Genomic DNA, 13,574 nt, shown 5'->3' with positions numbered 1-13,574 from the left:
CTCACTTCACAGACCTTCGGGAACATAGAAAAAATTCACCTCAGACGGCACTTAATCTTTAAGCGCCACATGCTAAAACAGCTGGCGCCAGGCTGGCCTTATACTTTTTGGCCATACCTGAGCAGCGTTATCACGCTGGGCTATAATAAGTAGGAACACCTATTCAAGAAAGGCTACAATAATTTACCACGTCCACTTGTTGAGAGCGCCGTGACCTCATTAAAAGCAAAACTCGTTTTGGCCCTGATTTCCACCAGTCTGCTAGTCGTAATCATCATCGCCATTATGACGCCGATTATGGTGGAGCACGAATTCGTCGAGCATGCCAAGGACGCGCATTATGGGCGCTTTCAAGCCGCCATTGAACGCTATATCCGGGAGAACAATTCCTGGGACACGGAAAAAGACGCGCTGCGTTTCGCCATAGCGGAAGAAAATAGTCGCAAATTACATCGTAAGCCTCGCAATCCTCCACCTATGAGGCCACAAGGCCAGGGAGATGCGCCCTACTTCTCCGGGCTGCCCCCGCCGATGCAACGCCCTGACGCCAATGCATCGGATGAACGCCCCTTCGCCTTCGTACTGACGGACACCCAGGGCCATATTCTGCATGGAGGCAAGGACTATAAAATTGGTCAGAAGCTCACAGAAGAGGAGCTGTCAGGCGCCGATTCTCTGTGGTTGAAAGGCCGCCTTGTGGCCTATGCGCTTTCCAGCGGCGAACCAGATCTGTCGGCAGCCGATCTCGCCTATTTGCATACGCTGAGGGAAACGCTGTTCTTCTCCGCATTAGGCGCCATCGTATTCATCATTCCATTTGGAATCTGGGAGGGAAGCCGCCTCGTGCGTACGCTTAACCATCTGACATCCGCGGTGAACCGCATGGCGGAGGGCGACTTCAAGCAGCAGGTGCCGGTCAAATCCGAAGACGAAGTCGGCGCTCTGGCGAAGGCGTTCAACCTGATGAACACCCAGTTGCATGAGGCTTACAAAAACCTGGAGGACTCTCGCAACAAAGTCGCGAAACAGGCGGAACAGCTAAGAGAACTCAGTATCCGCGATGAACTCACCGGGCTTTATAATCGCCGCTTTTTCAATGAAGAAGTCAAAGTGCTTCACGCCAACGCGTTGCGCTACGGTAACGGCTTTTGTCTGGTGCTGGGAGACATCGACTTTTTCAAACGCATCAATGACGGTTATTCCCATGTCATTGGCGACGAAGTGCTGAAACAGGTGTCGAAAATCCTCATGAACAGCATCCGCAACAGCGACATCGTAGCCCGATACGGCGGTGAGGAAATGGTGCTGGCGCTGCCCAACACCTCCCCTAAAGCCGCGATGGAAATGATGGAGAGAATCCGCAAAGCCATTGAGCAGCACCCATGGGAGCAGACGGCAGAAGGTTTGACCGTCACCATGAGCTTCGGCATCTGTGATGAAACCAACGGCGAACACTTCGAACACATGCTGGCCGTGGCGGATGAGCTGCTATACAAGGCCAAGAACAATGGCCGCAACCAGGTTTGCAGCCTGAGCTGCTCCCAGGTTCATTGAAGAGACATCAACCAGGCCGCCGCAGATGGCGGCCTTTCCTCGCCTGACGGCTAATGCGAATCGTCCCGCTGCGATTCCTGTCTGAGATAGCCAGCCGCCTCTTCATCATGAGCCAGGGTTTGCTGGGTGGGGATAGCCCGGGTTTGCTGATTAAGCTGATGAATCTGCGACGCGTTGCCTAGATCTCTTGCGCTGGTGATCGCCGCAATGGACTCCCTGTCTTTCAAGAACGCCACCACGTCGTGTTTAATCTCCTGCAACTGCTCGTCATCCCGATGCATCTCCAGAATATGTCTGGGATGCTCCAGGTTTCTCATCCCAGTGGCGGCGAAAGTGGTCGAAACGATGCGCGAGACAATCACCCATGGCGTAATGCTGCAGCGCACCAGAGTATTCTCCGAACGGGTGCTGTCGTGAATGCCTGTTCCAGTGGAGATTTTCGACTCAGTAAAAGTGCCTTCGCACTTGAAGTAGACCAGCAGCGATTCAAACTGGATTTCAGCGAAAAACAAGTGCGCCGCGCCACTGAGCAATTTGGCGAAAGACTTGAGCAGAAAGCCGATCAGAAACATATGCGCGCAACTCATCAGCAGCCCCGCCCATTCCTCAAAACGCGGCGTTCCCCATATTTCTTTCAATGAAGAGATGCCCGACTGCGCAGTAAAGGCATATAGATCCACCAACGCATACGCCAGCATCAACGTGTACACAGTCGCTGCGATAAACAGGATATTTCCCACCAACAACGCCGCTACTCGCAGCTTTTTGAAGAGCTCACCCAGTTCCAGGGCTCTGACCTTAGGCTGCACTTCCTGAATCATTTCTCCTTTGAAGCCGCCTTTGCCATCCACCTGCTCGTCCAGTTTTGGGTCAAGTTCGCGGTATACACGGTTCGGGACCTCTTTGTAACGGCGATTGGCCATGACAAGGTTATCGAGATTGATGAAAATTTCCTTGGGATGGACCGACTCCTGCCAGTTCTCCCGCAGCTCGGACACTTCGGCGACAGGCTCAGCGCTACTCAGGCGCCGTTTCAACATCAGCAATACGATCACACTGCAGGCGGCGGCGATCAGCAATGTGCCGACAATATAAGGCCCAGCGTGCAGGTCAGGCAGTTGCGCCAGCCAGCCTTCAACGTCCGTCCGCGAGATTTTCCACTGTGACATGGCCCAGGACAACGCCAGACCGACGATCAATGGAATAATGAACGAGAGCGCAATCACCTTGGCGAGAGAACCGCCGCCCAGCGATTCAACCTGCTTCTCCGCTTTGCGGTCCAGAGGTTTACCAGCAGCTCTCCAGGTGAACAACAAATAGGCCATCAATAACGCCGTATACACGGGAAAGGCCAACTCTCCCGCCTCTCCCGCAAAACCGGCGAGAGACACAAATGCGACAAACGCGTAGGCGACCAGCATCACTGCGGTATTCACCCAGGCGCCAAACAGACGCTGCGACATATTCCTGACTGGATACGGCATAAATAGCAGCTTGGGAACAAGGCTGTGAATCAAGCGCGCCAGCAAGCCTTTCGGCTCCACAAAGGTGATGTTCTTGCGCCCCATCAGCATTTCTTCCAGCTGCCGATGGTCATAGCCCACGTAGGTCCGTTCTTCCTGCGCCGTACTGGCCTGGGATTTACTCTGATTTACCGCCAGCGAGGTAGGGTGATTACGCCCGACAAAATAACGCAGCATCGCATAGACGCCCGAAGATAAGGCGATGACGCCCATGCTCAGAACGAGCACGCCAAAGGCCATCAGAATCCAGCCTGAAGCGGCGTCGTCTTTGACCACACTCGCCGCCGTCACAAGAAGATAAAGAGCGACCAAAACCTGAATCGCGCCTCTGCCCGCCGTCACGGCGCCTTCGAGTTTGAAAGGATTTTTCAGCCCCAGGTCGATGGAGCCATAATCAAATGCCATTCGTTAATCCTTAAGTCAGGGATGTAGTAAGAGGTGTAGTTGGTTTTTGTTGTATTAATTCGCCCTATTATATTCCGAGCCCAGGCGCTTTGGATAAACAAAAATCGTCCACCCAATAACGCGCGCCCACACAGGGAAAACAACGCCGCTAGGCGACGTCGGGAAACACAATGGTCGGATAAGCCTGCGACAGGACGCTGATACAGTCGTTTTCGCCAATGATCAGATACTCCTGCAACCCTTCATGATGCTGTGACACAAACCCCGACCGCTGCGATTCCTGCTCCAACCAGCCGCCGGCGTGAATCCTGAACGCCCATCCCTGCTTTGAAGTGAGACTTCCCCAGAACTCCAGCAGATCTCCCTCATCAAGCACCCTGAATCCCGTAGGCTGCTCAAAAGTCATGCTGATCCGGCCATCCAGCGTCGACGACGCCAAATCGACCCGTAAATACTGTAAATCATAGTGAACGCCAACGATTTCCAGTCCCTCGCTATGCTCACTTTCAATGACGTCAAAAGTAACCTTTTTATCTTTATCCACACTCACATCCATACTCATAAATGACTAGTAATTGGCTCCATCAATCTCGCGCACAGAAATAGCTGCAAGCACCTCCAAAGGAGCCATGTTCATATTAACCGCCACGACCTTATCCGGGCATTTAGGCGTCGTGACATAGTGGGTGACGCATCCGCAGAGATTGCAGCGATGGAACTCCACTTCCCTGTCTCCCCATATATAAAAGACAGATTTTTCTTTCTCATATGCAATATTTACTTCTTCAGGGGAATAGTATCCCCATAAAGCGGCATACCTGCGACAAATAGAACAATTGCACTTACCAACTTCGGCCGGCGGATTTTCAACTGATAGCTTTATGTTGCCGCAATGGCAGGTTATTTCCATTTACTAATCCCTTGAAAAATAATAACAATAAGAACAGCTGCAAACGGGCGGCGCATATTTCCGGTTTCCTCGATTAGCTTCGGTGAAAATCACTTTCCCCACAAGCTCATAGCCAGATAAAAGCGTCGCATTATTGTCCCCATCAGCAAGCCTTTTACCAGAGAAGAAGCAGGAAAATAACGATAGGCAAACAGGATGTTATACAGCTTTCTATGCGCTACTTTATGGGCGTCGACAGGGATTTTCGTTAAGTTCATTGATGGCATGAGCGTTTTCCATATCATCTGGGGACGCTTTTTAGTTGCTTTCATTTTCGGCGCAGTATTACTAAAAGCGCATTCTTTCAGGCGTAGTGGGCCTTCTGCCTATCAAGCGCAGGAATTCCCATTGGCGTTGATGATGACGCTTTATTATGTGCTGGCGACATTCTCTTTCTATTACGCTCCTGTCGCCGTCGCTGCGCTGTTGATCGCTCTCGCGCCGTTGTTTACTTTTCTTCTGCGTTTGTTCCTGCAGAGTGAATTCAATCAGAACGAACTCATCGGTTTTCTTATCGCCTTTGCCGGCCTGGCGTTCTATTTCTACGGCAAAGACTATGCTGCGGAAGGTTACGCCATCAGCGATATACTCCTTGGCTCTGCCCTTGGTTTGGGCGCCGCATTTTTGCGAGCCGTGTTTTCTTTTTCCCTATGGCGCAGAGTAAATCAGGGGAGAGTCGTTAACGCCGCCAACATCAACAATCTGACCCTCGTACTTGGCGTCGCGCTCTTATTGCCATGCCTGCTTCTTCAGCCAGGAGAAGCAAAAGTGACTCAGCAAAATCTGATATTGATTGTCGGTTTGGGACTGCTCGCCACCTTTTTGCCCAATTTTCTGAACAATCTGTCTTCCATGAAATTGAGCCCGACCCTGCATAACATCATCGGCATGACCACGCCCATTTCAGCCAGCCTAATGGCCTGGGGGTTTCTGGATGAGGCTCAGGACCTGCAAGCGTTGCTAGCCATCATCATAACGGTATCAGGTATTTTTCTGTCCATGCGCCCAAGCAAAAAGCCGGTTCGCATTGGCGCCACAAAAACCTAACCTGATATCACGTATATGCCAACGACTCCTGCAAAACTTGTCTATTCTTGCTTAGAGGAAAGGAATAGTCGCTGGGAATATGCGTATGAAGAACACTCTATGGGAGCAGTTCAAAGCGGGCCTGTTTCGTGGCAAAGCGGAGCGGGAGACGTTGCACAATGTAGTGGAGTACGCACCCAACGCCATCATACTGATCGACCAGGACGGTCTCATTCAAATGGTGAATGCGCAAACTGAGCTCGGCTTTGGTTATTCACGCAGGGAACTGATTGGCCAGCCGGTTGAGATACTGGTTCCTCATCGTTTCCGTAACGCTCACCCCGCACAACGCAACAGCTTTTTTGCACATCCTGAGCGTCGCGCAATGGGCTCCGGGCGCGACCTGTTCGGCATGCGCAAAGACGGCGCGGAGTTCCCTATTGAAATCGGCCTGACGCCAATTCCCTCAGGAGGCAAGATGCTGGCGATGGCCAGCATTATCGACATCACTGAACGCAAACGCGCGGAGGAGCGTTTTCGCCAGGTCATCGAGTCCGCGCCCAACGCCATTGTGGTCGTCAACAGACAGGGCGAGGTGACGTTGGTGAATGCGCAAATGGAAAAGATATTCGGCTACTCCAGGGATGAAGTGATTGGTAAGCCAGTCGACTTTCTCATTCCAGAGCGTTTTCGCAGTCGCCACGCCAGCTTTATCAATTCCTTTTTCGCCTATCCCAGCGCCCGCAGCATGGGAGCCGGTCGAGAGCTGTACGGACGCAAACGAGACGGGACTGAGTTTCCTGTCGAGATTGGCTTGAATTCCATGGCGTCTGAAGAAGGCCCTATGGTGCTAGCGAGCATTTTTGACATCTCCGAGCGCAAGCTGGCGGATGAAAAGGCCACCCGACTGCGCAAAGAGTTGCACGATGTCATTTCCGTACTTTCAACCGCCAACGATGAAATCATGTGCTCCGTCAATCAGGCGGTGACTAGCAGCCAGGATACCGCCACCGCCATCAGCGAGATCGCCGCCACGGTTGAAGAAGTCAAACAGACGGCATTAATGGCGGGCAGTAAAGCCAAGACGGTCGTCGAAAGCGCCGAGCAAACCCGTAAAGTCGCCAAGGAGGGGCACGCCGCGGTGAATGACACGCTGCAGGGAATGCAACAAATCCGCACCCAAATGGAAGGTATTGGCGAAAGCATTACGCAGCTGTGTGATCAAACCCAGACCATCGGCGATGTGGTCGCCGCGGTGAACGATCTGGCGGAACAGTCGAACCTGCTGGGCGTGAACGCCTCCATTGAAGCGGTTAAAGCAGGGGAAGTCGGGCGAGGTTTCTCCGTCGTGGCGCAGGAGGTTAAATCCCTGGCTGAGCAATCCAAAGTCGCAACCAAACAGGTACGCGCCATTCTGACGGATATTCAGAAGGCGATGAACAAAACTGTATTAGTTGCGGAGCAAGGCCACAAAGCGGTCGCGATTGGAACCCAGCGGGCGCAGTTCAGTGGTGAAGCGATCAAGGCGCTCATGGACAACGCCACAACCTCAAGCCAGATGGCGATTCAGATCGCCGCCACCAGTCAGCAACAAATCAGCGGCATGGATCAAATCGCCCAGGCGATAGAGAGCATCAGAGAAGCGAGTCAGGGCAATGTCAGCGGCATCCGACAGGTGGAGGAAACTGTGCGCAACCTGCATCAATTGGGCGCAAGACTAAAAGAGCTGGCGGCGCACTTTAAACCTTAAGCAAGCGCCCTGCCCCCAACCCAAGCCATCATCACCTTTACTAATCAGCGCCATATAAAAGGTCAATTAGTCCTGTTTGCGTTTCACCCCCATTATTGCCTCAGTTACACAATTTCAGATTCGAGGTGAGCCATGAGCGCATTCGTAAAGCACATTTCAGATGCAGATTTTAAAGACGCCGTCATCAATTCAGACAAGCCTGTATTAGTGGATTTTTGGGCTGAATGGTGCGGGCCATGCCGGGCGATTGCGCCAGTGCTGGACGAGTTAGCGGAAGAGATGGCGGACGATATTCAGGTCGTCAAAGTCAATGTGGATGACAATCAGGCGATCGCCAGCGCGATGGGCATTCGCAGCATTCCGACTCTGATTGTCTTCAAGGATGGCAAGGCCGTAGCCAACCACAGCGGCGCCGTGGGTATGGCGCAGTTAAAGAACTTTGTTGCGCAAGCGATTTAGTACCCCCTCTTGGAGCAACGCCCTGTTGCTCCTTTTTTATCTATTCACCATTTTTTTATTCGCCACGCTTTTCCGCCATCACGTCTTGGCGACGTCTTGCGCCTGCGCTAAAAACACGTCGCCACAAACGAAAAAACGCGCCGCCCGGAAGACGTCGGACGAACGCGTAATACAGCTAAGACAGTTGACGGTTTAATCGACGCGACGCCAGTTAATCTGGATCTCTTCCTTGCGTGCGAAGCGAACCAGGTGATCGTCCAGAATATATTGAACCACGCCAAGCGCTTCCTCGTTCTCCGCCTCGCAAACCATTTCCAGCGTCGCCTGATCGGCTTTCATCACGCAAGTACCGGGCTTGAACTGCACCCGACCTTCATGATCATCCCATTCCGCCGGCACTTTATGGCGAAAGTGTTTGCACAGTTTGTTGAGGTACAGGCTCGCAGAGTCTGTAGGTACTGTCGCGACAGATTTAAGCATTGGTGTTTCCTTTTTATGTTAAGGCCTCTATGCAGAGAGCCAACGGCCCCGGGCTTAGTTTCCAAAATTCATCGCAAACTATCCGAGGCCGGAATCACTGACAAGCGTCCTTGTTACACAAGCATTAGAACGAATACGCCAGCGTCAATTTGTAGTTACGGCCTGGCTCGTAGTCGTTCAACAGCAATTCGCCAAAGACAGGGTGATTGGTTCTGCCAGTGCGTGAAGCGTGAGCGGTGTATAGCTCATCAAACAGGTTTTCAATACCAAAGGTCACCGCCACACCATCAAGCTGTCCTTTCGGCAGCCATTGCATGGACACATTATGTACTTGGTAGCCGTCTTTATTTTCTGAGCCTTCAGCTACGTTGTCTTCCTCGGATACGAATTGCGCGTTCCAGTCAAACGTCAAATCAGCACGAGGTACATAGTAAGTTACGATAACGCCTATTGTGTCTCCAACTTCTCGATCCAGCGGCGTAGTTGAACCATCATGACGACGCACTTCCGAGTCCATGGAGGCATAGGTCAGCATCAAGGAGAGGTCCGTCAATGAATACTTAAAGCTGGCTTCATAACCATCGATAACGGCGGTTCCCACATTTTCATCCATGTCGACAGTTTCAGACGCCTGAATCACATCATGGATCTTAGTGCGGTATAAAGTCACGCCACCGGCGATAGACTTAGCCCCCCATACGTCAGGCTTGAAATAGTTAACGCCAAACTCTTCGTTATGACCGTCTTCAGGTCTAATGTCTGGATTAGGCGTTTTTACTCCACCTGCGTTATTGAAGATCTCAGACAACTCAGGCCCTTTAAACGTCTGAGTCGTGGAGGCGCGAATACTTAACGCATCCGTTACAGGCATTTCTACAGCCAGCGCGCCAGACACTTCCGTGTAAGTTTTATCCGCATTCACGGAATCAAGGTTATAACGATCTACTCTGACGCCAGGCGTAATAGCGAGGCCGCTATCGAAAGTGGCGCGATCTTCCGCAAACACAGCAATATTCAGCGCCTTCTCTTTAGTCAACTGTTCCCCATCTTTATTGGAAATACCCTGTTGACGCAGGATATCGGAGCCATAGGTGAACAAGTGCTCCAGACCGAACGCTTCGGTCAACGTCTGCGCTGTAGCGTTCGCCCCTGAGTTGATCGCCTCGCCTTCAATGATGCCGCCGGATACGATGGATTCATCCCGCCTTAAGTCCAGTACATTGTGAGACAGACTCAGACGCAAATTCAGCATATCGCCGCGATCCATGTCGTAGTTCAGAGTGTAAGTGTCACGGTTATATTCCGTTGGATAGGGCAATGAGCTACCAGGAATATTGGTGTTTGTGGCCGGTCCCATATCCGGACGGTAGGTGTAATCGCCCTCGTCCCGATATGCGCCATAGCCGAACTCCAGACGATCATACTCTCCGATGTCATAACCCAGCTTGATCAGGTGGTCTTTGATTTTGCCGTCATTGCCGACGTTTTCCACGCCATCGCCATCTTTCGGATTGTCTCTGTCGTTCACCAGCATATAGGCCAGGAAGTCAAAGCTGTCGCCCAATTTTCCGTAACCGGTCAGAGAACCCTGTGTGGCGTCATTGGTGAAATGTGAGAAAGAGACTCTGCCGCCGAAGTCGTGGCCTGGCTTCAACAGGTCTTTCGCATCTTTGGTTTCAAATTTGACGCCGCCGCCTAATCCTCCGTGAACGATGGAGTTAGCCCCCACCTGAATATCCACCGCCTTCAAAATATCTGCGTTGATCAGCAGATTGCCCATGTGGTGGTACATGAAATTGCTTTGGCTGGCGCCGTCGATACGGATGTCCAGGTCAGTGTCGTCCAGGCCGCGAATGTTGATGCGCTGGTTGACGGAGTGAGTGCCGCCTACTTCTACGCCGGGCTGGTCTCGTAACAGGTCGCTGAGGTGGTCCGCCTGTTTGATGGAAATGTCTTCTTCACCCAGATACACGGACGAGCTGGATACCTCCGTCCCCCAAACTGTCACCGGCGCCAGATTGGTGCTCTCCTCCGCCTGAGCTACGCCAGCCACTGGCGCCAGGGCGACAGCCAAAGACGCACAGCGCAATGCAAGCGGCAGCTTGGCGGGAGGAAAAGGAACTTGGGCGGAACGCGCTAACCTTCGGACAACATGAAAGGACATTTCAATACCTCTAATTAAGAACCAGCCGGATCGACGCGCAATAACGCCCCAGACGACAAAAAGCCGTCCAGATGCGATCATTAGACGCCGGGATATATTAATGAGAATTATTATCAATTATATTATCGTTAACATGAGCTGCGATTAAGGCTCAATGCTTATGCAAAATCGTCGAAACGTTATGAGGTATCGCCAAATGGCAAACGCGGCTCAGTCAACCGCCCCGCGCATTAACGCGGACGAGCTGATCAGACTGGCAAACGACGCCGGCTACCGGCAGCAGGTCGAGTATTCAGAGTCCCATCGTAAAGACGCCATCATGGAAGGACGCTTCGCGCTGACCAGTTATCCGTCCGGTCTTTCCGTGCACCTTAGTGACCTCAAAGAGCTGCAAACGCTGTCCACCAGCATGGAGCTACCGGCTAAACTGACCTTATCGGTCATACTCAGGGGCAAGCTGGATTTCGCTTTGGGCGACGCCAGCTTTGAAGCCGGGGGCGCAGGTCCGGAATGTTTCGCCTTATGCATTCCCAACCAGCAAACCTTCCACCGCAGACTGCGCGCCAATCGCTGCCTCACCAAGGTGAATATCTCCGTCAGTCGCGAATGGCTGGAATGTCGCAGTCTGGAGGAAGGCGGCACGGCTCTTGATCTGGAGGAACTGTTTGGAGAGGAGGTGACGTTCGCAAAATGGCCAGCGTCCGCCCGCTTGATTGGACTGGCGGAGCAGATTCTCAATCCCCCTCCCCTGAATCGTCTACTCTTGAGCCTTTATATTGAAAGCCGCGCTATGGAACTACTCAGCGACGGCATGTTGATGCTGCCGAAGCATATCAGCAAGCCCCGCGCAGAAACCGCTGACGCCCTGAAGCCCCAGGAAAGCCGCCGCATTGCAACCGCCAGGGAGTTTATTGAGGCGCATCTGGAGACTATTGATTCGCTGGAAGAGACCGCCGCCGCCGTGGGCATGAGCGTCAGCACCTTACAGCGTCGCTTCAAGCTCGCTTACGGACGCACCGTATTCGAATACGTGCGCCAACGAAAACTGGAGGCGGCCCGCGATGCATTGTTGAAAAAAGAACTTAGCATTGGCGAAGCCGCTTACAGAGCCGGTTATCGCCATCCTTCCAATTTCGTCACCGCGTTTAAGCGCGCCTTCGGCGCCACTCCCGGAGAGCTGTAGAGCTTCCTCGAACGGAGCCATTGTAAGTTCATTGCGTCTGGTCCAAGGGAAAGACTTGTTATAACATAACACCCGTTTCCACGGACCGACGACGCAAAGGGACTCGCATAATGCCAACCAAAGAACAGAACGCAGTGCCTAACAGAATCCCCACCAGTATTATCACCGGCTTTCTCGGAGCCGGAAAAACCACCGCCATTCTTCACCTTCTGGACCAAAAACCCGCCAACGAGACCTGGGCGGTTTTAGTAAATGAGTTCGGTGAAGTCGGCATAGACGGCGCCATTCTTTCCAACAAGGGCGCACTGGTGAAAGAAGTCCCTGGCGGCTGTATGTGTTGCGTGAACGGGCTGCCAATGCAAATTGGCCTGAACATGCTGCTGGCGCGCAAGCCGGACCGCTTGCTGATCGAACCGACCGGACTTGGGCATCCCGATGAAATTATCGCGACGCTTAACGGCGAGCACTACCGGGACATCGTCAGTATTCAAGCGACCCTGACCCTGCTGGACCCAAGAAAGATCACAGACCCACGTTATAACGAGAATGAGAATTTCAGGAAGCAGGTTCTGGTCGCCGACATCCTGATCGCCAACAAAACCGACTTATGCTCAGACGAAGATAAGCGGGTGTTTTATGAATGGGTTAAGGCCGCCAGACCCGACTTGCATGAGGACGCCATTGGCTGGGTCAATCATGGTCGCGTGAACCCGGATTGGCTGGGGCGCTCCGCCACCCCCAGCGACTATAGCATTCCTGCGTCGCCGGAAAGCAAGCTGCCATTTATCGACATTGCTCTCGCCCCTCAAGAGGATATCGTACGCAAGGAAAATCGCGGCGATGGTTATTTCAGTTGCGGCTGGGTTTTCTCACCCAAATACCGTTTCGATATGAAAGAAGTGCTGAATCTCGTCTACTCCCTGAATGTAGAGCGCTGCAAAGGCGTATTTCGCACATCGGAAGGCGCAGCGGTGATCAATGCGGAGAACGGAGGCGTTACCGTTTATACCGTCACCGAAGCGCCGGACAGCCGTATCGAAGTGATCGACAGTCAGCCTCTGCTGGTAGAAAGCTTGGAAAAGCTTCTAAAAGAGATTCTGGTCAGCGAGACGACGACTTAATCAAACCGCGTCCAGCAGGCCGCGCAACTCCTCTGCGGTGAAGGACACATGTTTGATCGTCTCGCGCCGCCATGTATAAGCGATATGGAGATCGCCGCAGCGAGTCACGCAGGCAGACGGGTATGAGAATTCTCCCTCGCCGTTTTCGAGCACATGAACAGGTCGCCATTGCTCGCCGTCTGTCGAGGCGGACATGATCAGCACAGCGCGACCAGCCGCGCCGGAGTTATGCAACAGTAGAAACTGACCGTCGTTGGCGCGCACCACATCAATGGCGGCGTCCGGCGCAGGTATTTGCGTCAGGCGCAAATCAGTCCAGCTTACACCTTCATCAAACGACCAGCATTCACCCAGAAAGCCTTCCGTCGTACGGCAAAGGCTCTGAATAGCCTGCCCATGAATCAGCAATACGGGCTGAATCGCCGACAAAGACGAGGCCCTTGGCCCATGCGCGCTCCAGGTTTCTCCCCTGTCTTCACTGCGCTCAAAGCAGATTCGCCACGCCTCATTTTCTGTGCTGGTTGGGATAAGCATGACGCCGGAGGGCAAAATGACTGGACGCCCGCGCACCGGCCCAACTCTACCGCTATCAAGCAATCGCGGCTGCGACCAGGTAGCGCCTTCATCCACAGATTCGATATAGGCGCCCCACCAGCGGGAAGGACTCGGGCCCACTTGATAGTACAACAGTATGCGACCGTCGCCAGACCTTGAGAAAACAGGATTCCATAGGGGGTAGCGGCGTCCGCTTGGCTGCAGGGGATCAACCAGGAGGCGCTGATTGCGCCAGCGTCCGTCACGGTACTCAGCTCCCCAAATCCCCGTTTTCTGCGATCCTTCCCTAGGGCCCGCAAAGCAAGCGAGCAATAAGCCGTCTTCTACGTCCTGAATGGTCGCAGCATGATATTGCTTCCCATCGTTAACATCGAAAACAAAGGCTTCCTGCATGGTCGACCACCT

At 53.0% G+C, this 13,574-nt stretch carries 12 protein-coding genes; 6 read left to right on the top strand and 6 right to left on the bottom strand.

The window, feature by feature from the left end; genetic code table 11:
- Positions 1-210: 210 nt before the first annotated feature.
- On the top strand, positions 211-1,554 hold the full coding sequence (locus KP814_RS11940) for a diguanylate cyclase (protein ID WP_279505867.1): 1,344 nt from the start codon (positions 211-213) through the stop codon (positions 1,552-1,554).
- Positions 1,555-1,604: 50 nt separating this feature from the next.
- On the opposite strand, the gene KP814_RS11935 is transcribed toward KP814_RS11940, so the two are convergent.
- The 3 genes from KP814_RS11935 to KP814_RS11925 form a co-directional block, all read right to left on the bottom strand.
- On the bottom strand, positions 1,605-3,482 hold the full coding sequence (locus KP814_RS11935) for a hypothetical protein (RefSeq protein WP_216736982.1): 1,878 nt from the start codon (positions 3,480-3,482) through the stop codon (positions 1,605-1,607).
- Between the two features lie 148 nt (positions 3,483-3,630).
- Positions 3,631-4,026 (bottom strand): hypothetical protein, encoded by a 396-nt coding sequence (locus tag KP814_RS11930; protein ID WP_216736981.1) that lies wholly within the window; start codon positions 4,024-4,026, stop codon positions 3,631-3,633.
- A gap of 24 nt (positions 4,027-4,050) precedes the next feature.
- Entirely contained in the window at positions 4,051-4,392 is a 342-nt protein-coding gene (locus tag KP814_RS11925) for a GFA family protein (protein ID WP_216736980.1), read from the bottom strand.
- 195 nt (positions 4,393-4,587) lie between these two features.
- On the opposite strand from KP814_RS11925, the gene KP814_RS11920 reads away from it, so the two are divergent.
- From KP814_RS11920 to trxA, 3 genes are all read left to right on the top strand, one after another.
- Positions 4,588-5,478: a DMT family transporter gene (locus KP814_RS11920; protein ID WP_216736979.1), complete on the top strand. Its 891-nt coding sequence runs from the start codon at positions 4,588-4,590 to the stop codon at positions 5,476-5,478.
- 85 nt (positions 5,479-5,563) lie between these two features.
- The gene (locus KP814_RS11915) at positions 5,564-7,207 is read left to right on the top strand and encodes a PAS domain S-box protein (RefSeq protein WP_216736978.1); all 1,644 of its coding nucleotides are present in this window, start codon (positions 5,564-5,566) and stop codon (positions 7,205-7,207) included.
- A 132-nt stretch (positions 7,208-7,339) separates the two neighbouring features.
- A complete protein-coding gene (trxA, locus tag KP814_RS11910; protein ID WP_216736977.1) occupies positions 7,340-7,666 on the top strand; it encodes a thioredoxin in 327 nt (108 codons plus the stop codon).
- Between the two features lie 192 nt (positions 7,667-7,858).
- Here trxA and KP814_RS11905 read toward each other — a convergent pair whose 3' ends face one another.
- Complete coding sequence (locus KP814_RS11905) at positions 7,859-8,146, bottom strand: DUF2218 domain-containing protein (RefSeq protein WP_216736976.1); 288 nt, start codon at positions 8,144-8,146, stop codon at positions 7,859-7,861.
- Between the two features lie 124 nt (positions 8,147-8,270).
- Positions 8,271-10,310, bottom strand: a complete 2,040-nt coding sequence (locus KP814_RS11900) for a TonB-dependent receptor domain-containing protein (RefSeq protein ID WP_216736975.1) — start codon at positions 10,308-10,310, stop codon at positions 8,271-8,273.
- 196 nt (positions 10,311-10,506) lie between these two features.
- On the opposite strand from KP814_RS11900, the gene KP814_RS11895 reads away from it, so the two are divergent.
- Positions 10,507-11,493, top strand: coding sequence for an AraC family transcriptional regulator (locus KP814_RS11895; protein WP_216736974.1), 987 nt, complete (start codon positions 10,507-10,509; stop codon positions 11,491-11,493).
- Positions 11,494-11,603: 110 nt separating this feature from the next.
- Complete coding sequence (locus KP814_RS33150; RefSeq protein WP_216736973.1) at positions 11,604-12,614, top strand: GTP-binding protein; 1,011 nt, start codon at positions 11,604-11,606, stop codon at positions 12,612-12,614.
- On the opposite strand, the gene KP814_RS11885 is transcribed toward KP814_RS33150, so the two are convergent.
- Positions 12,615-13,562 (bottom strand): exo-alpha-sialidase, encoded by a 948-nt coding sequence (locus tag KP814_RS11885; protein ID WP_216736972.1) that lies wholly within the window; start codon positions 13,560-13,562, stop codon positions 12,615-12,617. It lies immediately after the preceding gene.
- Positions 13,563-13,574 lie beyond the last annotated feature (12 nt).

This window comes from Hahella sp. HN01, from assembly GCF_018986435.1.
GTDB lineage: Bacteria > Pseudomonadota > Gammaproteobacteria > Pseudomonadales > Oleiphilaceae > Hahella.
Note: the sequence above shows the minus strand (reverse complement) of the source record. Positions and strands in the feature narration are given on the sequence as shown.